Genomic DNA, 20,282 nt, shown 5'->3' with positions numbered 1-20,282 from the left:
TTGTTGAGGCGTATTTAGCGGTTTTAGTAATAATTTATTGTAAAATAACTTGAGTCTTAGGGGCCATTCAGTTAGATTAGCGGCTTAATAATCCGCGCCATTAGCTCAGCTGGATAGAGCATCAGGCTTCGAACCTGAGGGTCGGGCGTTCGAGTCGCTCATGGCGCGCCATATTGTAAACGGGTTGGTGATAGCAGTTACTAACCCTTTTTCATTTTCCCACAAATTTTCCTACAAAAAATGCATTATTTAGTGCTCTCAGTCCGTTTTGTTTTACGCAAATAGATTGCTTTTGCTTTCTCTGATTTATAATTTTTATGATCACTAGAACTTTGGGCTATCAATTAGGTGAATAGAAAAAGTTAAAGCTAAGATTATTCTTTTTACAGGTTTTAATCAATTGCTCTAAACTGAGTCAGTTTTAAAATATTCAAGATGTTCGTGCAAATGACAAATGTTATAAAAATAATTCAGATTAAATTCGAATTTAACTTATGGTGATTAATTACTGGCATTAAACGATGATAGTAGTCGATGTCACTTGGTTTTTTGAAGATTAATACAATTCCGGCTTTTTTGTTAGTTTGGAAAGCGTAGTAGAGAGATTGGCCCACAGCCTCCGCCCATTTTTTTGCAAAGTCGAATTCAATTGCATGAATATCCGTTAAGCAGTCAACGCGTGTGTTGTCGGGCAAAGCAACTTCAACTTGATATATGCACAAGTTGCTTTCTGATAATCTCTTTCATACTTTAAATTAGAGTCGTTTAGAATGATAAACATGCCTTCGCAAATGCTCGCTGGACACTCTTCATTGTTTACATAAGCAATGTTAGAAATCAGTAGCAATATTAAATAAGTAGTGTTTTTCACTGAACCATCCTTGAAGAATTGAGATGTTTTCTGAATTTGCCGACTTTTCGATATTCTATCACTCGCATCCTGCGATATGATATAGATGTTCAGAAGAAGTTTAAAAGACAAGGATTTTACATGTTACCGGTCGCAACTAATATTTTACTTAAGATTTTTGACGAGGTTCAAAATAGCAATTCAGTAGTTCTGGTTGGTGGGCAATGCTTATTGATTTGGGCTGTCCATTATGAAAGTCAGGGGCATAATAATTTACAGGTAGCTACTGAAGATGTAGATATTTTAGGTACTAAAAAAACAGTGCAAAAATTAGAAAAGCTACTTAATACGCGCGCCGCTATTCCTGGTTGGGGCGATATGACACCTGAAGTCGGTGTTTTTAAGGTTCCTGTTGCCGGTGGCAAAAAGCTGACTATTGATGTTCTTAGTACTGTTGCAGGACTAAACAAAATGGAAGTAGAGAAATACTCCGCTGAACTTGAACTAGGCAGCACTACAATTAAAGTTCTAAATCCGGTTGGCATGTTAAAGACTCGAATAGCCAATGTGATCACATTAAGGCGAAGAGATAAACACAGCATGGACCAATTAAAAGCTTGTGTGAAGATTACAGGCCACTTTATTGAATCCTTATTAAGTGGGGGAGGTTATCGGTTTGCCAGCAAGGAAATTGCCGACATTTTATATATGGCTGAAAACAGGGATGGTATACAGATATTTAGCCAATTCGGCATAGATATACTCGATTCTATTCCAAAATCTCATATAAACTACCCTGAAAGCTTTAAAAGTAGACATCTGGCCGCATGTATGACTAGAATAGAAAGAAAGCGTCAAGCTAGAGTTAAAGCATGAGTATTGAAGAATTTCGCAAAGAGAAAGAACTCGAACGCGAAGAAATATCAAAAAAATTTGAAAACGGGCAATCATTCGAAGAGCACGTAGAGGAGAAGAGTGCCTTCGATTTAGGCTTGCTACGCAAAGCTAAAATAGTTGTTAAATCACAAGACGGTGAAAAAATAGTCTTGGAACCAAAGAAAAAACCTTAATATCAGCTGTCTTTTTCACTCTTAAAATCGAATGATGGGTTAACTGCTGTTTGTCTCAATGAATCTGCAAGCATGAATTTACGCTCTTTAAATACAATTGTTGGTAATATAAAAGTGAAGTGAGTTTCTACTTTGCAGCTTGAGCAACGGTGTAAGAACTGCTTAGGATTAGTATGAGTAACCGGTGCAGAATGTACCAGGCGCATAACACCGGCTTTGCACTCATCGCAAATATACTCTAATTTCTCAGCTTGAATTTCCGTTCTTTTTATCATGTTAACTACTCAAATGAGTAGTATAGTACTAAATATCTCTTTTTATTATCTCAGATTGGTTATTGAATGAGCTACGCGCGTGAACTATTCTTAGATCCCAACAAATCATAACTTATGAGATTTTGGAGTTAAAATCATGAATGATGATAGAGAACGAGTGCTGTTTGGCAGAGATGGAAATCCAGTTAGAGGGAGATGGGGAGCAGCAGCACCAGCAGCACCAGCAGCAGCTCCAGCATTGAGAGTAGCAACAGCGCATGTATTTCAAGCACCTCCAGATGCTGGCGGTTATGCACTCGTACGACCTGTGTTAGCTGATATGCGTTCTTCTACAATAAATACAGTTCATACTGAGGTTCGTTTTGGTCCCTCCAGTCTTCATCCAGGTGACAAGGAAAATTGATTCATATATAACGCATTAATCAGCCTTAATAATTTCAGAGTCCCCAATCTGAATACTGGGGTCTTTCTTATCAACTGGCGTTACTCGTAAATCAAAGCGTATTTTTGACTCTAAAGTGGGTAGCCAATAGTCAGGATTATGAAAGCTATCATCAAGCCAGGGCTCAATTTCATCTTTGAGCAGCATCAAAGGTAGTGACTTTTCATGTATGTGCTTAAGCTTTGAATGTCCTGGTAAAGTAATCACTGAGCATGAATAGTGCGGATTTGCCGGGTCTTCTGTCTTCCATGTTTTATATAAGCCACCAAAAGCGATAGCATCATCAATTGGCTCTATTTTGTATCGGTTACCTTTCCACTCATAAAAGCAGCTAGCAGGTATCACACAGCGATGATGAGTGAAATCTTTCTTTCTATTAGTGAAAAGCTTAGCTTTAGTTGTATTAAAGCTCTTATAGCGTTTATCGTATGTGTAGCCATTCTCTGTCCTGGTCTGGAATAGCCACCAATTTGCATTAACACCAACCGGTCCACCATCACGGCCAATCGATATAGGAATCGAGGCATTAGGACGAATATTATAGTCAGTACTCGAGTCGAGCCTGATATTAAGAATATCCATTAACCCTCTAACAAAAGGGTTATCTATTACTCTGCCAATTGCACCGCACATACTTCACACTTCCAACATTGAGATATTAGAAGTTTAGCAGAGAATCTATTTTGCGTATTAAATACATTGTGTTTAGAATTACTGCTCGTTGTTAATAATCGATTTAGGTTGTGGCGAATTTTGCTATAGCTAAATAGGTTTATTATGGCATAATACTCACATGACTTATCCGATAGCATTTCGCCAACACGTCTTGGCTTATAAACAGAAACACGGTTTAACCTTTGAAGAAACCGGAGAGCACTTTGATATATCCATGCGAAGCCTTCTTCGTTGGAATAAAAACATTGAGCCTTGTGCGAAAAAAAATAGACCCAGCATCAAGCTTTGCATGGAGACACTGAAAAAAGATGTCGAAGATTTCCCTGATGATTATCAATGGGAACGAGCCAAGCGCTTTGGTGTTTCGCAACCGAGTATTCACGATGCTCTCAAACGGTTAAATAAGAGCTATAAAAAAAACACTGTGCCACCCCAAAGCAGATGAATTAAAGCGGGCGAGGTTTCAACAACAACTTAGTCGGTACGAGCAGTTAGGAAAGCCTGTCGTTTATTTGGATGAAAGTGGATTTGCTCAATCCTCACCTCGTACTCATGGTTATTCGGACAAAGGTCAACGCTGTTATGGTGTTCATGATTGGCATGCCAAAGGTCGTATTAATGCTATTGGGGCAATTATCCGAAATACCTTTGTGACTTTAAGTTTGTTTGCCGGAAGTATTAATGCGGATGTTTTTCATGCTTGGGTAACACAAGATTTGTTACCTAAAGTTCCCTCTAATGCGGTGATTGTGATGGATAATGCCAGCTTTCATAAGCGTAAAGACATCTGTGAAGCTATTGAGAAAAAGGGATGTATTTTGCAATGGTTACCTCCTTATAGCCCTGACTTAAATCCGATTGAAAAAAAGTGGGCGCAAGCTAAAGCTATCAGACGAAAAAAAAGATGTTCCGTTGATGAGTTATTTCAGGAGGACTGTCTATATGACAAAATAAACTGATCCAGCTATACTGAATGTTAAAAGGTGAAATGTGATGCTCGAAGTCACGGATGAAGCACGAGAAAAATTACTTAAAATGATTGAAAGAGAAAGGCCCGGATATTTTAATAGAAATCCGAAATTATTGAAAGGGCACACTATTGCTATAGCATTATATGAATCTCATGATGAAAGTTTATCCTGGGAGTTGTTTGCTACGATCACTTCTTGGGATATGCCTAGTTACTGTTTTTTAGAAGTGAATGGAGTCTTATTTCACGATCCTGAAATATACTGGACTGATGCACGTGTAGATTATTCAAATGGAAAGCTTTCTGTAAATGGCCAATCTGTACGCCTTATACCACGTCAATGTTTATGAAGTAAAATGCCTGACTAGTAATTAAAACTCATGCTGAAAAATAGTGTATTTATCGCTGCTTTCGTATTTAGACTGAGCGGCGAGCATTAGCTTGTTTTTGTTGTTGTACAATAATGTGGAGCTCTTAATTCATGATTGAAATTTTTTAATCTCATTTCGCACTAATATTAGAGCTTTATCAATTTCACGTGTATGCTCCCAAAGAACATCTCGACTTTCAATTAGTATTCTTTCATGGTCTTTTAGTCGCGAAAGAGATAGAGGGTAATGAGAGTTTAATTTTTCATAAATGTTTCTAAGAAGCTTACTTCTTTTGACATTAGATTTTGCTCTTTCTAGATCCCAATCACCCAGAAACTTATATAGTTCTCGATTTTGCAACAAGCGAGATTTCCATTTTTCATCGTTCGTTTTAGACTCATTATGATTTGAGTACTCTTCTTCATAATGAGTTTTGTAAATGTGAGTTACATCTTCACAGCGCTCCGTATCCAGCAATTCTTCTAGATCTGCTGGAGTTACTCTTTCGCTTGAGTTTAAACCAAGCTTTAAATTTGGAGCTGCTTTTTCATAGATTTTTACCACTAATTCTGAACAAAAAGAAGAACGATCATATTTACTCTTTGGTAGGAAGTAACCATAGTTATAATTTTGCTCGGCATAAAACATCATTGCTTCCAACCAGTTTTTAGAGTTCGAAAGCGCGTTGTGTTCCGCGCCTTTAAAACGAAGGATCTTGCATTGGTTTTTTTTAAGTTTATCTTCAAGTGCTTCGCAAAAAGTTAATATTTGTACACCTGAAGTTACTGCATGACACCAAATATTACCTTGAATTGAAATCATAGCGTGAGAATACTCTGTTTCCTTTCCTCGAAAGATTTTCTCAGCCTTTCGTATTATTGAAGATCGTTTGTTATCACTCGAAGTGAGTGCTATATCACCTGATAAAGGAAATTCATTGAAATATGGTTTACTATATTCACTCATTAAAACTACTCTTTTTTGATAGATTCATTGTTATCTCGAAAAATATATTATTTTAAATAGTAGAGGTCGAACTATAAAATAAGAATAACTATGATTAGTACTCTAAACTTAATAGTAGCAATAATCTAATCCGTAAGTATTATTTATATATACTATGTAAGAATTTTAAATGATGTATTCTCATCTTCCATATTTTTTTTCTCAATATGGCCTTAATCAGTGAGGGAGAAACTGTAAGCATCTAAGCCTTTATTCATTATTCGGTACATTGATTCATTCTCTTTTCAATCATATTCCAAACTTTTTCAAACTCGGGCCAATCAGATTCAACAACAACACTATCGATTGATGGTATTTGATTTTCATGCAAGAAATTTCTAATCGCATTTTCTTTGGTTCTATCCAAATGCTTACGCTTAATAACTATGTATCTGTTTTCTCTTTTAAAGGTCACTTTTTAATCTCCTTTTCCTTAGCTTTCTAATAATTTCAACTGTCTGCTTTCTGTTCACTTCAATAGCTCCAAACTCAACAGCTAGTTTTCTTTTTGATTGGCAAATATCGTAATGAGGTGTACTTGCATTAGCTTAATACCACTTTCTTTTAATACCGATTTTATCTGCCATTTCATGCAGTTCATTTTCGGTGTCTGCTAACATGTGACACATCTTCATGCGCCCGTAATTATTCCTTTGGCGATCCACATAAACAGGCATAATCTTTCCCACAAGAAATTTGTAAACTATTGATAAATAAAGGGTGTAATTGGAGTTTTTTGTGGGAAAAAGGTGTTGTAAGATTTTGATAAATAAGAGTAATTAACTTGGCTTCGAACCTGAGGGTCGGGCGTTCGAGTCGCTCATGGCGTGCCATATTGAAAAAAGGGTTAGCAATGTTTATTGCTAACCCTTTTTTACTTCTCACAAGTTTTTCCATAAAAAAAACATTATTTAGTACCCTCAATGTGTTTAGTTTTGCATAAATAGAGTGTTTTAGTTTTCTCAGGTTTGTGCTTAGATTCATTGTTTTTGTGATTGTTAATCCTTTTGCTTTCAACTCATGAATCGAAAAAGGTTTAAATTTAGGATAATTCTTTTTGCGGGTTTTAATCAATTGCTGGAATTAAACGATGATAGTATTTGGTATTAGTTGTTTCTTATAAGTTAATATAATTCCGGTTTTTTGAGACTACTCTACAATACTGATTTTGAGATGTTTTCTCAATTTATCGACTTTTCGATATTTTCAAACTTGCATGATAGAATATAATCAACAGTACGCTTAATTAAGTATTGTTATGTTTTGAGTTTGGCTAAGAAAAGGTGAATAGGTTATGAGTCATAAGCAGTTTAAAGACAAGTCTCAGCATGAGCATGAAAATCGCGAAGCAGAGAGGCTCGCAAAAGAGCTGGAGAGCCCCGCAGGTGCTCAAAAGCTTGGTGATGAAGCATAAACTTGTTAAGAAGGAATTAGCTAAAAAAGGACATTAAAGTATGTCACGCCCACAGATGTTCTTAGTTGCTGGTGTTAACGGTTCCGGCAAATCAAGTTTTACTCGAAATATAATAAGAAAACACACAACTCTAAAAATAATTGACCCGGATGCTATAGCAAAAGGCATAACCGGTAGTTTTTCTACTATTGATTCTGAAGCATTGGTAGCAGGCAGAACTGCACTTATGATGGTCCAGCAATGTATAATGATGGCATTGATGCGTCCCTTAGAATGCCAGTCATGAACGCCATAACACCTTTGCTCTTGGTTGCATAACCGTGAGTGCGAGGTATACTTTCAGCAAACTCACTTTCGTCCAGATAGATAATATTATGGCCTTCACCTTCATATATGCTAGCTTTTCTTTAAAGAGGTTTCTAAGGCAAAATGAGTCGCGGGTTGTCCAACGTTCAATGTTGCATGAATTTCTACAATAATTGTACAGTTGGTATGTTCTTTCCAAAAAATAATTTATGGATAATACTTTTCACAAAAAACATACATTTCTTTGGAGGGGCTAAAAGAAGCCCTGGATTAAAGATATTATTTCTTAAGGGCGTCAGATGACAAAAATAATGTATCACTACACAAGTGAAAAAGGGTATAAAGGTATATTAGAAAGTAAAAAAATAAAACCATCATTGAGGGCAAACAACCCCAAAGATGCGCGTTTTGGAGATGGTCAGTATATGAGTGAGATAAGACCAGGTTCTAAACGCCCAGGACAACTCTCTATGATTTTCTTTGGTATTCCCTGGGCTGGTAAGCGATTTACACATCATATCGACATTGATACCATCGGCTTAATTGTTGTTTATGGTCGCAAACATGTTTATGTAATTAAGAATAATAGAGATCTTGATATTAATGATAGACTAAAAGGTCACGGCAAACTTTAAAAGGTAAAAATATGACTACTTACATTTATTCAAAGTGGAAAAATAATCCGATTGAAATGCCTGTTGAGTTCTATAGCGAACTCGATATGTCAAGATATGAGGTTCGTAAGGTAGAGGTTTTTAAAAGTGGAAGACTAACTTATGCCTCTAAATCAAAGTCAACTGGTGAAACTCGCTTAGGTATTACGCCAGTACCATCAATCGCAGAGATAAAAACTCAAGTTGAGTTCGAAATCAAAGAGATAAGTAAACAGGACTTTGAAAATATTTGGCAGAAAGCGACTAACTAGTGGCTATTCAATACTTAAAAGGTGATGCTACAAATCCGCAAGGCCAAGGCCAGCGGATTATTATCCATGTTTGCAATGATATTGGTAAATGGGGGAGAGGGTTTGTTTTGGCAATAAGCAAGCGCTGGCCAGCTCCCGAGAGAACTTACAAAAGTTTATTTCAATCAGATAACAAACCTTCTCTTGGCGACACTCAATTTGTCCAAGTTGAGGATTCAATAACTGTTGCAAATATTATCGGTCAACACGGCGTACGTTCGCCAAGAAATAAAACTGCACCAGCACCTATTCGTTATGATGCCATTGAAAAAGGGCTTACTTCGGTTGCAAATCATGCTATAGAAAAGAGTGCTAGTGTTCACATGCCACGTATTGGTTGTGGTCTTGCTGGTGGAAGCTGGGGAAAAATAGAGCCAATTATTGAGCGCACTTTAACAAACAAAAATATTAAAGTGTTCGTTTATGATTTTTAGAGGTAATATTCTTTCAAGAAGTTGAATCGGAAAATCAAAGTAGGAAAGCACTTTGTTGAGTATTGAATAAAAAAAGCTCGATAAAAAATTATCGAGCTGCATGGTGTCACTTCTTTCAAAAAAGAAACAAGTGGCATTTAAACTAAAATTATTAATGGGCTTTAATGTTTAATGATTAACCACACTTAGAGTCACCACAACTTAAACATGTCATACAACCATCCATTAAGACTGCTGCTTTAGTCATACATTTATTACACATTTGAGCGCCGTCTGGGTAATCTCCTTTATACTCATTCATACCACTTTGCTGTAATGAATCATATTCGGCACGTTTAGCATCAACTAAAGCTTGCTGGTGTTTGTCTAGTCCAGGATCTTCTAATAAGCCAATCATTTTTAAATGTGATTCAATGGCATCGCCAATCTCTGCAACCAGAGAGGGCATAAATTTACCACCAGCTTTAAAGTATCCTCCCTTAGGATCAAACACGGCTTTAAGTTCTTCGGCTAAGAATGTGCAATCTCCACCCTTGCGAAATACTGCTGAAATAACTCGTGTTAATGCAACAACCCATTGAAAGTGATCCATATTTTTTGAATTAATAAAAATTTCAAAAGGGCGTCTTAATTCATGTTCAGTACCTTGATTAAGAACAATGTCATTAATGGTCATATACAGAGCATGATCAGAAAGAGGTGTTTTTACTTTATAAGTAGAGCCAAGTAACATTTCAGGGCGCTTAACACTTTCATGCATCTGAACAATTTCAGCGGTTGGTTTTTTTTCTTCAACAACGGTTTCTTCTTCTGTTTTAACTTTGTATCCAACAATGGATTGACTAATTATTTTGGGCATTATCTTTTCCGTCAATTTTTCTTGATAAGTTTTTTAACAATAAAGTCAAATTTGTAAATTTAAAAAGGAAAGCTTAAAGCTTTCCGTAATAGCCTTCTTTTAAAGCATCAAATAAGTTTGCTGCAGTATGGATTTCACCATCATATTCAACTTCCTCATTTCCTTTAAGATCAATTTGTGTACCATCTTCAAGAGTAAATTGATAGGTGGTATTTTCTAGATCCGATTCTTTAACGAGAACACCTTGGAAAACTTCGGGGTTAAATCTAAACGTGGTGCAACCTTTTAGACCTTCTTTATATGCATATAAATAAATATCCTTAAATTCGTCGTAAGGAAACTCTGTTGGTACATTGGCTGTTTTCGAAATAGACGAATCAATCCATTTTTGTGCGGCAGCTTGTATATCAACATGCTGAGTTGGGTTAATACTATCTGATGTAATGAAGTAATCAGGTAGCATTTCTTCGGCTTTATCGGAAAAAGGCATTGCATTCGGATTGACCAAAGTACGATAAGCAAGTAACTCGTATGAATAAACGTCAACTTTTTCTTTTGACTTTTTGCCTTCTCTAATAACGTTACGAGAATAGTGATGAGCAAAGCTAGGTTCTATACCATTACTGGCATTGTTAGCCAATGACAGTGAAATTGTACCTGTTGGTGCAATCGATGAGTGATGGGTAAAACGTGCACCAACTTTGGCTAGTTGCTCTACTAATTCTGGTTCTACTTCAGCAATTTTTTGCATATAACGACTATATTTTGCGTGGAGGACTTTTCCTTTTACTTTATTGCCAACTTTAAATCCGTCTTTAATCATTTCTGGACGCTTGTGTAACATGGCACCAGTTACTTCAAATTCTTTTTCCATAATAGGGGCAGGGCCTTTTTCCTTGGCTAGATCTAGTGCTGCTTTCCAGCCTTCAACGGCTAATTCTCGAGTGACTTGTTCGGTAAAGTTGATAGATTCTGCAGATCCGTATTTTTTACATAACATTGTTAAGGTTGAGCCAAGTCCTAAGTAGCCCATACCATGACGACGCTTTGATAAAATTGCATCGCGTTGACCAATGAGTGGTAGACCGTTTATTTCTACAACATTATCGAGCATACGTGTAAATATGCTGACTACTTTTCTAAATTTTTCCCAGTCAAATACTGCCTTATCTGTAAAAGGGTGGTTGACAAATCGAGTTAAATTAACAGAACCAAGCAAACAAGAACCATAGGCTGGCAGCGGTTGTTCGCCACAAGGGTTAGTTGCTCGAATATTTTCACAAAACCAGTTGTTGTTTTTATCATTAACTTGATCGATCAAAATAAAACCTGGCTCAGCAAAGTCATAAGTTGATGACATTATTAAATTCCATAAGTTTTTCGCTTTAATGACTTTATGGATTTTACAAGCGACTTGTCCAAATTCATTCGCAATGTAGCCTTCGGTTGTTGGCCATTCGCGCCAAATAATTTGCTCTTTGTTTGTGAGATCAATTTGGTCGATTTCAACTTCTTTTTCTGAAATGGGGAATGTTAGTTTCCAATCATCATCTTTAATTACGGCTTGCATGAATTCGTCAGTAATGAGTAAGGAGAGGTTGAATTGGCGTAATCTACCGTCTTCTCTTTTGGCTTTGATAAACTCCATGACATCTGGATGACTGACATCAAAAGTAGCCATTTGTGCACCACGACGTCCACCAGCTGATGAAACGGTGAAGCACATTTTGTCATATATATCCATAAAAGATAGTGGACCAGATGTGTAAGCGCCAGCCCCTGAAACATAGGCATTTTTGGGGCGTAATGTGGAGAATTCATAGCCAATACCGCAGCCTGCTTTTAAAGTAAGGCCTGCTTCATGAACTTTACCTAGAATGTCATCCATTGAATCATTGATGGTTCCTGAGACAGTACAGTTGATAGTTGACGTGGCTGGTTTGTGTTCAAGAGCACCTGCATTAGACATGATTCTTCCCGCAGGAATGGCACCATGCCTTAGGGCCCATAAAAAGTCTTGATAAATACTGTCTTTCTTATCGTCTTCTTCTACTTCAGATAAAGCTTTAGCGACTCTATCATAAGTTTCGTCAATTGAGCTATCTACAGGTAGCCCGTCCTTTGTTTTTAGTTGGTATTTGGTTTCCCAAATGTCAGTTGATGTTGGTTGGAAGTCTATTTGAAAATTTTCAGGCGTTTGCGTTCTTTTCAACGATGCAGTCATTAATGGAATTCCCCGTTCCTTAATTGTTGTAATAATGAATTTTAATCTAGTCGTGAACTAACTATTTTGCATATTTTTTTAGCCAATCAAATTCTCAGGGTTGTGAGTAAGTCTTTGGATAACTTGGTTATAAACATGCAAAAAAGTGTTATAAAAGTGTGCATAAACAGAAAACACTTAAAAATCAGATAATTACTATATCTGGTGGTGCTTGCTCTGCAATGAGCACAATATATAGGTGGAGCGGCCTAAAGTAAAGCACTAAATAGAGAAAATTTAGTGCGTTTAAATAATTAGGGATACGAACTTATCTGGGGTACAGCGGAGGTATGCTGCTGGAGGCCGCAGTTTTTTGTTGGTTTGTAATATCTTTTAAAATTTGCTCAAGATCGGATTTATTTAACGGAATTATTTCATCTTGTTGCTGTGCAGAATATCGACAACTTTCTATTGACTGTAATTTAGTCTTAAGTTTTTCATGTTTTACTTTCGAAATTAAAGCGCCCAAAGAGCGAATTTCAGGATGCCCAATTGCTGATAACCATTGAATGAGCTGGGACTCTATTTTTTGGATATTCTCTGATTTTAATGATCGACATAAGTCATTGTATATTGCCTTATCATTATCATTTTGAAATTGAGACACTTTGGCTTGTGGCTTTTTGCTAGTTGGTTGACCTTGCTTTTTTAGGTAGGCTAGTAAAGTGATTACCCATAAAACCAATGCTGCGGCAAAAGCGAACTGCCAAAACTTAACCTGCGTATCATTATTCTCTTGAGTTTCTAATATGGTGACAGGCGTTGGTTGAGGTGGAACTGCAATCGTTGATGTTTGCGCTTTTTGGTCGGCAGGCAAAATAGTAAGCTGTCGACTTGGAATTTTAGCTGTTTTAATACTGTCAGAAGAAATATCCCACCACTGTAGCGATATTTCAGGAATTGTTATAGTGCCTTCTTTAGATGGAATTACGGCTAGTTTTTCTACGCGTTGGCCGATAATTCCTTTATCGTTGAGCTGACGTTCTTTTTGTGGGGCATCATTGTACCATTGAAGCCCATCAACTTTAGGCACTTCAATTTCAGGTAGTTGCGATTCGCTTAACCCTTGAACAGTTAATAATAAAGTCCATGTGATAGGTTCACCGACTTTTAAAGTGAGTGAGTTAGGCGTCCATTTATCAGCTAATATAACATCTTGAGCAGGTATCCATGGCGTTGGCGCTGAGACTGGTTTGGGTCTGACAGAGAGCTTTATTGGTTTGGTTGAAATGCTAACGGGACGAGTAGAATTAAAAAAACTATTTGAGTTTCTTCTACTTGAATCGTTGACATCTGCTGTGAAATTAACCGAGCTAATGGTTAAGTCACCACTTTGCTGGGGAAATATCACATATTTTCTTTGGGTAACAACATATCGACGGTTATTGATTTGTTTCTCAAACTGAATATCGTCTCCCAGTTTTTCTACAACACTGTTACCAGCTGTTGGTTCAGTTAAACTGGCATAATGGGTATTGACTGCTCGGTAAAGAGTGACGTTGAAAATGACTTGTTGCTGAACGTAGGGAGATTCTTGATCAACACTTGACTCTAGGAAAATAGTTTTCGCTTGACCATTTAGGTTTAATTCATTTGAAGTATCTTTGATATTGAGTTTTATTGGTTGAGTTTGTTCATTGCCAACCGTAATGCTAGGGAGTGTAATTGGGCCTGTTTGCATTGTTTTTAATTTAAGTTTCCAGCCTTTTATAATTGAACGTTTATTATTAATAATTTGAATATTTTGATATTGGCTATTGGAAACTATGGTAAATTCTTCGGGAATTAAAGAAAGATCGGGCTGTGCATCCGTTTCAAAATCAATTCGAATGTCAAGTACAAAAGTTTCACCTGCAGAAATATCTGTACGGTCAATTGAGGCAGTTGTTTTAGCAAAGGCATGATTAGCTACCAATAATGTGCATATTAAAATGAGTTGAAAAAATATTTTAATCGGTTGCATTACCACAGTTTCTCTTCTTTTTGTTGACGACCACGTCGTTGATATTCTCGGTACATTTTTCTTCTTAATAATCCACCGGGATCATCTGGAATTTTTTCGAGCCAGTGCTCTAGCGCTTGATCTTTTTCCGATTTATTACGCTCATCCTGACTGACTTCAGCTTGTTGGGCTTGAGATTTTTGTTCAGAAGACTCTTCAGACTCTTGCTGTTCTTGTTGCTGATTTTTATTTTCTTGCTGATTTTCCTGCTCTGAATTTTCTTGTTGTTGTTCTGAATCAGATTCTGAATCTTGTTTTTGTTGGTCTTTATTTTCTTGATCAGAATTCTGTTCGTTTTGCTGTTGATTCTGCTGTTCTTTTAGTAAATCTTCTATTATTTTTTTATTAAATAGTGCATCTTCATGCTCAGGTTCTTTCTCTAAAAGCTTATTATAAGCGTCTAATGCTTCTTGTAGTTGACTAGCTTTGGCTAAACTTGTGGCATGATTATAGAGTGATTGTGCAGATTTAGAAGGATCAAAATTAGTTGCTGCATCACTATAGTCACCATTTTTATACTGAGCTGCCGCTTGCCACTCTTTATTTTCATAAAGCTTTGCTGCATTTTCAAACTCTCCATGCTGATAGGCTTTATCGGCTTGTTGATTTTTGGTTAACCATAAATCTTGCCATTCTATTGCATTGCTAGGACTTGAATATAAACTTGAAATTGTTATTAGTATTAAGCCGCAACTAAGTAAACTATTGCCTTGTTGAGCGGGATGTCGTATGAGTTTGATAAGAAATAAAAATAAAATAGGCCAGATAATCCAATAACCGTCATCAATCCATCGGTTGACTAGCTGTTCGTTTTCTGTAACTGCTTTTTGAGAATCGGTTTGAAGCTGAGAGGTATTGACTAAATAAGTGATATCTTGATTATCGGCCGTTAGTTGAATAATACCAGCTTTGGATTGTGCTGCAATCTGGTTAAGTTCATCGGCTTGTAATTTTGGAACGACAATTTTACCTGAAGCATCCTTTAAAAAGCCACTTTTATCGGGAAGTGGAATAGGGGCACCTTGTTCTGTTCCTATGGCTAATATAGATAAATTAAAATCGGTGTCATTGATTATTTCGGCAATCGTTTTAACATATTTAGATTCTACGCCATCGGTTAACCAAATAATTTGACCACTTGAGTACTTGGCATTTTTTAATAAATCGATAGATTTTTTGATGGCAATATCTGGACGGCTACCAAGTACCGGCATAATACTTGTTGATAATGCCGGAACCATATTGGCGACTGTTTTGGCATCTGAGGTTAAAGGGCTAATCACAAAAGCGTCACCTGCATACACAACTAATGCAATGGTGCCTTCATTGGTTTGTTTGAGTAAATCAAGCAGCTTAAATTTTGCTCGTTCTAAACGAGAAGGTTTTATGTCTGTTGCATCCATTGATAAGGACAAATCCAGTAGAATAACCTGGGCCTGTTCGGTTTGAAAAACGGGCACTGAGTTTTGCCTGACACTTGGACCGCTAATGGCGAGTATTGTGAGTATTGAAACGAGCCCGGTTAGCCAAAAGCCTGACTTGGTTTTTTGTGATTGTCCTCTGACAAATAAGTATTCCAGCAAATGTGGCGATATGATTTTATGCCAGTTAGATTCTTTTTTGGCATATTGACTGGCCTGATACAATAAAAATAAAATGGGTATTAATAACCATAAGTATTCGGGACGAATAAAATGAAAGTCTGTCCAATTAATTGGCATTCTTCACTCCTCGAACGTTTGACTTTTTGGGTTTGTTTTTAAGGTCGCTAAAGCGTTTAGTTAAATCTAAAATAAAGTTAATAATGAAAGGTAACATGAGAAATAAAAGCGCAACCATTGCTGGCCAGTAATAAAGTTCCTGAATAGGACGATATATTTCTGGTTCATCTTCAACGGGCTCTAACTCATCTAGAAGTTCATATATTTGTGCTAATTCTTCAGTGCTTCTTGCTCGGAAATAACGACCACCAGTAATTTGTGCTACTTGGGTTAAGGTTTTTTCATCTAATTCAGCGGAAGGGTTAAACTTGGTTGTGCCAAACAATAGTGAACGACGAATTGCTTCATCTGCACCAACTCCTATAGTATAAATTTTTACGCCTGCATGTTTCGCTAATTTTGCTGCTTCTATGGGATCAAGTTCACCAGAGTTATTACGACCATCTGTCAGTAAAATTAAAACCCGATTTTGTTCTGCTCTTTCTCGTAGTCGTTTGACTGATAAGCCTATACCGTCACCAATCGCTGTTCGTGAGGCTCCTGCTAATCCAATTTCTGACTCATCCAACATGTGCTGAACCGTTTTAAGATCGAAAGTAAGGGGGGTTTGTAAGTAAGCATTTTCTCCAAATAAGACCAGCCCAATTCTATCGCCTTCGCGTCTTTCGATAAAGTCGGAAATGATTGATTTAACGACCTGTAAACGATTAGCGGGTTTTCCATGAAGTTTTAAGTCTTCTTCTTCCATACTGCCTGAAATATCAATACTGAGTAGCAAATCGCGACCACTATTAGGTAATTGAATCGGTTCATCAACCCATTGAATTCTAGCTGCCGCTGTGATTAAAAATAACCATGCTAAAAATAAAAAAGTACGAGCCAAAAGATTAGAATGTGTATTATTACTATTGGCTTGTAATGTTTGCCAGTTATCAAATAGCGGGGTTCTTATTGGAGATAATTGTGGTTGCTTCGGTTTTCTTAAAAACCAAATAATCAAAGGTAAAGGCGCCAACAGGAAAAACCATGGAAAAGCAACTTGAATCATACTTTTCTCTCCTTGGCGGCTTTACGAATAATATAACTAATTGCCTGTTCACTTTGAGTAATAACTTGTTGCCATAACTCAGGTTCAATAGTTTGGTTAGGCTTATAAATGACAGCGGAAAATAATTGGATGACTTCTTCGTTGAGTAGTGTTTTTTCTGCTTGTTGATTAATAAAGTTAACCCAATTCTCACCAGATAAACTAGCAACTTCATGTTGCGGGTAATAAATTAAAAAAACTCTTTTCATTAAGGCTGAAATTTGTGCTGCCGATTTAAAATCGGGCTTTGCATCTGAAATTATTTTGAGTTCATTTAATGCCGGTTTAAGGTATCTTAGTGACTGTCGTTTTTTGAAATAGCGACGAATTAATAGAATAATGACAATAATTGTTAAACCAATTAATACCCACCAACCTGGAGCCAATTGAAATTGTTCAATTGGTTGGGGTAAATGAATATCTTTGAGCTGATCTAATGGATTAGGTTGTTGGCTCAACGGGGGCCTCCTTGTGTAGGAGCTGTTCGAGAGCTTAAGTGGTGTCCTATAGAGTTTTGCTCAAAGTTAGTATCAATATTGGTAAAAATACCTTTGTGGCTTAAGGTGAAGTTTTTAATTTTTTCTCTTTTTTGCTCAAAAGCTACGCGGTATTGTTGACGTAAGCTTTCTTGTTGCGTATTTAATAAACCTATTTGTAAACCATTAGAAATACCATAAAGTCCAGCTGGAGGCAGTTCACTTTCTATAGGATCGTTAATCAATATACAATGAATATCGGTATGTTGTGATATTTTTGATAAGTGTCCCTGACAGGTTTCATCAAAGTGATTGAAATCACTAATCACATGAATCAATGTGCCTGGTTTTGCTAGATATTTTAATCGCTTTAATGTATCTGAAAATTGCGAATGAGTTGTCTGACTTGGTTGTTCATTTGTATCGTTGGCTGGCGCAAATGTTTGGTTAAGAACTTGTTGATAGCTTTCAACAATTCTATTCAGTAAGCGCATGCAATTTCTTCGGTTATTCGAGGGTTTCATTTCTTGATGTTCGTATTGACTAAATAGAAGAGAACCAAAACGATCGCCATTAGCTAAAGTGTTCCACATTAATTGGGCTGCAATTTTACTGGCTATAATTGATTTAAATACCTGAGCTGTTCCAAAAAACATATTTGGCATTTGATCAAGAACCACAAAAACTGGTCTTTCTCTTTCTTCCTTAAATAGTTTGGTGTGGGCTGTGCCTGTTCTCGCGGTTACTCGCCAGTCAATATTTCTAATATCATCACCAATTTGGTAGACGCGGACCTCGTCAAAATCCATTCCTCGCCCTTTAAAGCGAGAGCGAAAACCACCCACTCTATTCGTTTTGACTTTTGAATCTGGTGCGAGCCACTGAATAATTGGGTTGTGCTTCATTTCTATTAATTGACCAAGCGAAAGGTCGATGCCAAATTTAAAATCTTCTGGCAATTCTTCTTGACGACTTGTTTCTAATTTATGCGAAGGGTTGGCCCAAGTGCTCATAATAATTAGCCTCTAATTAAGCTATAGGTGTCACTTGAATTAATCGTTCGATAACCATATCGGTGTTAACACCTTCAGCTTCAGCTTCATAAGTTAGGATCAAACGATGTCTTAATATATCGTAAGCCATATTTTGTATATCATCGGGGGTCACGTAATCCCTGCCTGCTAACCAAGCACTTGCTCTAGCGCAGCGGTCAAGCGAAATAGTCGCTCTTGGGCTAGCACCATAATCGAGCCATCGATTAAGATCGTTATCTAGAGAGGCTGTTTCACGGGTATTAACAATTAGCTGAATAATATATTCTTCAAGTTGTTCTGTCATATGAATATCAAGAACTTCGTCTCTTGCGGTGAAAAGGTCTTCTTGTTTTAATTTTGTTGTTTCTTGTTCTTCATAGGCTTTATGTGCTTCTGCTCGTGTAAGTTTTAGGATTAGTGCTTCTGCGGCGGCATCTGGGTAATCAACTTTAACATGCATTAAAAATCGATCGAGTTGTGCTTCTGGTAGCGGGTAAGTCCCTTCTTGTTCAATTGGGTTTTGAGTTGCCATAACTAAGAAGAGTGATGGAAGTTTGTATGTTTTACTACCAACAGTTACTTGTCTTTCAGCCATTGCTTCAAGTAAAGCTGACTGAACTTTTGCTGGCGCACGATTAATTTCATCGGCTAGTATCAAGTTATGAAATAAAGGGCCTTTTTCAAAACGAAAACTACCATCTTGTGGTCTGTATATATCTGTGCCAGTTAAATCGGCCGGTAATAAGTCTGGTGTGAATTGAATTCGGTGAAAGTCGCCTTCGATATCTTTAGAAAGTGCGTTAATAGCCCTTGTTTTGGCCAGGCCTGGTGCACCTTCGACGATCAAATGTCCATCAGCAAGTAATGCAATGAGTAGCCTGTCAATGAGGGTTTCTTGACCAATAATCTGTTGGCTTAAGGTTGATTTAAGTTGGGCAAATTTTTCATTTAATGACATATTGCTAAAGCCTTTAGTACATATTTCAAAAATTGGGGTGCAGTTTTAACCGATAATAACTTGTATTTCCAGTGGTAGGGTGTTTTTTACTGGAAAAGTTCACATCAAAGTGCAACAAAGTATTAAATTTACCTGAAAACCCGTAGAGAAGAGGCTGATGAGTCTTTATTTGAATAAAAAATAGACTCTTGTTATTGGAGTATGATGAAGCATGTTATGAATCATAAGGTTTGCTAACTCCGATACCTTAGGTTGGCTGATTTTGCCTATGATAATATATTCGCGTTATAATATTTTGCTGTTATTTTTGATTGATAGTTATTTTTGATATGTTTATCTGTCAGTGTAGTGAGTAAAATTGAAAGATTGATAGGAGTTCTCCAATAAAAGGTTATAAAATGAACAGGCTTTTGCTAGTATTTTTGATTTTGTTAATGACGTCTTGTGTGTCAAATACAAAGGTTGTGGCTAATAAACTAAAAGCACACAATAATCCAATTTGTCTTTTATCTGGCATGCCCCCTGTTGAGAGTCAATATACAGTGATTAAAAAGTTGAAATATGCCAAAAGTGGGTATGGTGATATCAACAGTGTGCTACCTATTATTATCAAACAAGCTCAATCTTTAGGAGCTGATGCCATTATTGATTATAATGGCGGACATCGATTTGGTTTCTGGCCTTGGCAATTTGTTAGGCCTGTTATCAGAGGAGTTGCTGTTACTTGGAACTCGCCAAAAAATGTTGACTGTGAAGCAATGGGAGGAACATTTAAAACCAAGCTTAAAGGTTCGCGTACCACTGATGCTTAGTGTTTATTCGCTTTTTCAGTGAGGGTGAAAACTTGTAGCATTGGCTATTTGTCATTCTTTTGAAGGTTTGTTTTTGTCTATAGTCTATAGAGAGGTGGCAGGCAGTAGCAGGTTTTCGTTAAGCTGATCACCGATATTATCGATACGGGATCTCAAACTTTTTACTATCCGTCGTTTTTTGACAAGTTAATCGCAATAGTTTTCTATATGGTTGTACTCGACCAAATACTCATTCCTTAGAATAAATAAGTAAAATTTTCTTTTTAATCGGTAGCAAAAGTTTGGTGGGTTTAT

24 protein-coding genes, 1 tRNA gene and 1 pseudogene are annotated in these 20,282 nt (G+C 36.8%); 12 read left to right on the top strand and 14 right to left on the bottom strand.

Annotated features, from left to right (window positions below):
* Positions 1 to 94 precede the first annotated feature (94 nt).
* Positions 95 to 171: transfer RNA gene (locus ACT5E3_RS14415), tRNA-Arg, on the top strand.
* 493 nt (positions 172 to 664) lie between these two features.
* On the opposite strand, the gene ACT5E3_RS14410 is transcribed toward ACT5E3_RS14415, so the two are convergent.
* A complete protein-coding gene (locus tag ACT5E3_RS14410; protein ID WP_444994243.1) occupies positions 665 to 871 on the bottom strand; it encodes a hypothetical protein in 207 nt (68 codons plus the stop codon).
* A gap of 120 nt (positions 872 to 991) precedes the next feature.
* Here ACT5E3_RS14410 and ACT5E3_RS14405 point away from each other — a divergent pair, with 120 nt between their 5' ends.
* Both ACT5E3_RS14405 and ACT5E3_RS14400 read left to right on the top strand, forming a co-directional pair.
* The gene (locus ACT5E3_RS14405) at positions 992 to 1,726 is read left to right on the top strand and encodes a hypothetical protein (protein ID WP_444994242.1); all 735 of its coding nucleotides are present in this window, start codon (positions 992 to 994) and stop codon (positions 1,724 to 1,726) included.
* A complete protein-coding gene (locus ACT5E3_RS14400; RefSeq protein ID WP_444994241.1) occupies positions 1,723 to 1,920 on the top strand; it encodes a hypothetical protein in 198 nt (65 codons plus the stop codon). Before ACT5E3_RS14405 ends, ACT5E3_RS14400 begins: the two co-directional genes overlap by 4 nt.
* 2 nt (positions 1,921 to 1,922) lie before the next feature.
* Here ACT5E3_RS14400 and ACT5E3_RS14395 read toward each other — a convergent pair whose 3' ends face one another.
* Positions 1,923 to 2,195: a hypothetical protein gene (locus ACT5E3_RS14395; RefSeq protein WP_444994240.1), complete on the bottom strand. Its 273-nt coding sequence runs from the start codon at positions 2,193 to 2,195 to the stop codon at positions 1,923 to 1,925.
* Positions 2,196 to 2,331: 136 nt separating this feature from the next.
* Here ACT5E3_RS14395 and ACT5E3_RS14390 point away from each other — a divergent pair, with 136 nt between their 5' ends.
* Positions 2,332 to 2,598, top strand: coding sequence for a hypothetical protein (locus tag ACT5E3_RS14390; RefSeq protein ID WP_444994239.1), 267 nt, complete (start codon positions 2,332 to 2,334; stop codon positions 2,596 to 2,598).
* Positions 2,599 to 2,613: 15 nt separating this feature from the next.
* Here the strand turns inward: ACT5E3_RS14390 and ACT5E3_RS14385 are convergent, their stop codons facing one another.
* Positions 2,614 to 3,270 carry an SOS response-associated peptidase family protein gene (locus ACT5E3_RS14385; protein WP_444994238.1) on the bottom strand — a complete coding sequence of 219 codons (657 nt, stop codon included), beginning with the start codon at positions 3,268 to 3,270 and terminating at the stop codon, positions 2,614 to 2,616.
* Positions 3,271 to 3,430: 160 nt separating this feature from the next.
* On the opposite strand from ACT5E3_RS14385, the gene ACT5E3_RS14380 reads away from it, so the two are divergent.
* From ACT5E3_RS14380 to ACT5E3_RS14370, 3 genes are read left to right on the top strand one after another with little or no spacing between them, the layout of a single operon-like run.
* Positions 3,431 to 3,757, top strand: a complete 327-nt coding sequence (locus ACT5E3_RS14380; RefSeq protein WP_444994237.1) for an IS630 transposase-related protein — start codon at positions 3,431 to 3,433, stop codon at positions 3,755 to 3,757.
* On the top strand, positions 3,714 to 4,271 hold the full coding sequence (locus tag ACT5E3_RS14375; RefSeq protein WP_444998607.1) for an IS630 family transposase: 558 nt from the start codon (positions 3,714 to 3,716) through the stop codon (positions 4,269 to 4,271). Before ACT5E3_RS14380 ends, ACT5E3_RS14375 begins: the two co-directional genes overlap by 44 nt.
* Before the next feature lie 34 nt (positions 4,272 to 4,305).
* Positions 4,306 to 4,632: a hypothetical protein gene (locus ACT5E3_RS14370; protein ID WP_444994236.1), complete on the top strand. Its 327-nt coding sequence runs from the start codon at positions 4,306 to 4,308 to the stop codon at positions 4,630 to 4,632.
* Positions 4,633 to 4,761: 129 nt separating this feature from the next.
* Here the strand turns inward: ACT5E3_RS14370 and ACT5E3_RS14365 are convergent, their stop codons facing one another.
* From ACT5E3_RS14365 to ACT5E3_RS14355, 3 genes and pseudogenes are all read right to left on the bottom strand, one after another.
* Positions 4,762 to 5,619 (bottom strand): YiiX/YebB-like N1pC/P60 family cysteine hydrolase, encoded by an 858-nt coding sequence (locus tag ACT5E3_RS14365; protein ID WP_444994235.1) that lies wholly within the window; start codon positions 5,617 to 5,619, stop codon positions 4,762 to 4,764.
* A 256-nt stretch (positions 5,620 to 5,875) separates the two neighbouring features.
* A complete protein-coding gene (locus ACT5E3_RS14360) occupies positions 5,876 to 6,073 on the bottom strand; it encodes a hypothetical protein (protein ID WP_444994234.1) in 198 nt (65 codons plus the stop codon).
* Positions 6,063 to 6,278, bottom strand: a pseudogene (locus ACT5E3_RS14355) (DUF4031 domain-containing protein). The gene ACT5E3_RS14360 and the pseudogene ACT5E3_RS14355 overlap by 11 nt, the downstream one beginning before the upstream one ends.
* Positions 6,279 to 7,112: 834 nt before the next feature.
* On the opposite strand from ACT5E3_RS14355, the gene ACT5E3_RS14350 reads away from it, so the two are divergent.
* The 4 genes from ACT5E3_RS14350 (at position 7,113) to ACT5E3_RS14335 (ending at position 8,776) form a co-directional block, all read left to right on the top strand.
* A complete protein-coding gene (locus ACT5E3_RS14350; RefSeq protein ID WP_444994233.1) occupies positions 7,113 to 7,358 on the top strand; it encodes a hypothetical protein in 246 nt (81 codons plus the stop codon).
* A 319-nt stretch (positions 7,359 to 7,677) separates the two neighbouring features.
* A complete protein-coding gene (locus ACT5E3_RS14345) occupies positions 7,678 to 8,013 on the top strand; it encodes an HYD1 signature containing ADP-ribosyltransferase family protein (RefSeq protein ID WP_444994232.1) in 336 nt (111 codons plus the stop codon).
* 11 nt (positions 8,014 to 8,024) lie between these two features.
* Positions 8,025 to 8,303 carry a DUF6881 domain-containing protein gene (locus tag ACT5E3_RS14340; RefSeq protein WP_444994231.1) on the top strand — a complete coding sequence of 93 codons (279 nt, stop codon included), beginning with the start codon at positions 8,025 to 8,027 and terminating at the stop codon, positions 8,301 to 8,303.
* Positions 8,303 to 8,776: an Appr-1-p processing protein gene (locus ACT5E3_RS14335; RefSeq protein WP_444994230.1), complete on the top strand. Its 474-nt coding sequence runs from the start codon at positions 8,303 to 8,305 to the stop codon at positions 8,774 to 8,776. Before ACT5E3_RS14340 ends, ACT5E3_RS14335 begins: the two co-directional genes overlap by 1 nt.
* 175 nt (positions 8,777 to 8,951) lie before the next feature.
* On the opposite strand, the gene ACT5E3_RS14330 is transcribed toward ACT5E3_RS14335, so the two are convergent.
* The 8 genes from ACT5E3_RS14330 to ACT5E3_RS14295 all read right to left on the bottom strand — a co-directional run bounded on the left by ACT5E3_RS14330 (position 8,952) and on the right by ACT5E3_RS14295 (position 19,176).
* Positions 8,952 to 9,635, bottom strand: coding sequence for a TSCPD domain-containing protein (locus ACT5E3_RS14330; protein WP_444994229.1), 684 nt, complete (start codon positions 9,633 to 9,635; stop codon positions 8,952 to 8,954).
* 73 nt (positions 9,636 to 9,708) lie between these two features.
* The gene (locus ACT5E3_RS14325; protein WP_444994228.1) at positions 9,709 to 11,859 is read right to left on the bottom strand and encodes an adenosylcobalamin-dependent ribonucleoside-diphosphate reductase; all 2,151 of its coding nucleotides are present in this window, start codon (positions 11,857 to 11,859) and stop codon (positions 9,709 to 9,711) included.
* Between the two features lie 307 nt (positions 11,860 to 12,166).
* The gene (locus ACT5E3_RS14320; RefSeq protein WP_444994227.1) at positions 12,167 to 13,861 is read right to left on the bottom strand and encodes a BatD family protein; all 1,695 of its coding nucleotides are present in this window, start codon (positions 13,859 to 13,861) and stop codon (positions 12,167 to 12,169) included.
* The gene (locus ACT5E3_RS14315; RefSeq protein ID WP_444994226.1) at positions 13,861 to 15,621 is read right to left on the bottom strand and encodes a vWA domain-containing protein; all 1,761 of its coding nucleotides are present in this window, start codon (positions 15,619 to 15,621) and stop codon (positions 13,861 to 13,863) included. Before ACT5E3_RS14315 ends, ACT5E3_RS14320 begins: the two co-directional genes overlap by 1 nt.
* A complete protein-coding gene (locus tag ACT5E3_RS14310; RefSeq protein ID WP_444994225.1) occupies positions 15,611 to 16,669 on the bottom strand; it encodes a vWA domain-containing protein in 1,059 nt (352 codons plus the stop codon). Before ACT5E3_RS14310 ends, ACT5E3_RS14315 begins: the two co-directional genes overlap by 11 nt.
* A complete protein-coding gene (locus tag ACT5E3_RS14305) occupies positions 16,666 to 17,166 on the bottom strand; it encodes a DUF4381 domain-containing protein (protein WP_444994224.1) in 501 nt (166 codons plus the stop codon). The genes ACT5E3_RS14310 and ACT5E3_RS14305 overlap by 4 nt, the downstream gene beginning before the upstream one ends.
* A complete protein-coding gene (locus tag ACT5E3_RS14300) occupies positions 17,163 to 18,197 on the bottom strand; it encodes a DUF58 domain-containing protein (RefSeq protein WP_444994223.1) in 1,035 nt (344 codons plus the stop codon). Before ACT5E3_RS14300 ends, ACT5E3_RS14305 begins: the two co-directional genes overlap by 4 nt.
* Positions 18,198 to 18,213: 16 nt before the next feature.
* Positions 18,214 to 19,176, bottom strand: coding sequence for an AAA family ATPase (locus ACT5E3_RS14295; RefSeq protein ID WP_444994222.1), 963 nt, complete (start codon positions 19,174 to 19,176; stop codon positions 18,214 to 18,216).
* A 446-nt stretch (positions 19,177 to 19,622) separates the two neighbouring features.
* On the opposite strand from ACT5E3_RS14295, the gene ACT5E3_RS14290 reads away from it, so the two are divergent.
* Positions 19,623 to 19,988 (top strand): hypothetical protein, encoded by a 366-nt coding sequence (locus tag ACT5E3_RS14290; RefSeq protein WP_444994221.1) that lies wholly within the window; start codon positions 19,623 to 19,625, stop codon positions 19,986 to 19,988.
* Positions 19,989 to 20,282 lie beyond the last annotated feature (294 nt).

The organism is Aliikangiella litoralis (genome assembly GCF_052495765.1).
The sequence above is the reverse complement of the archived record's forward strand: the minus strand, read 5'-3'. Positions and strand labels throughout refer to the sequence as shown.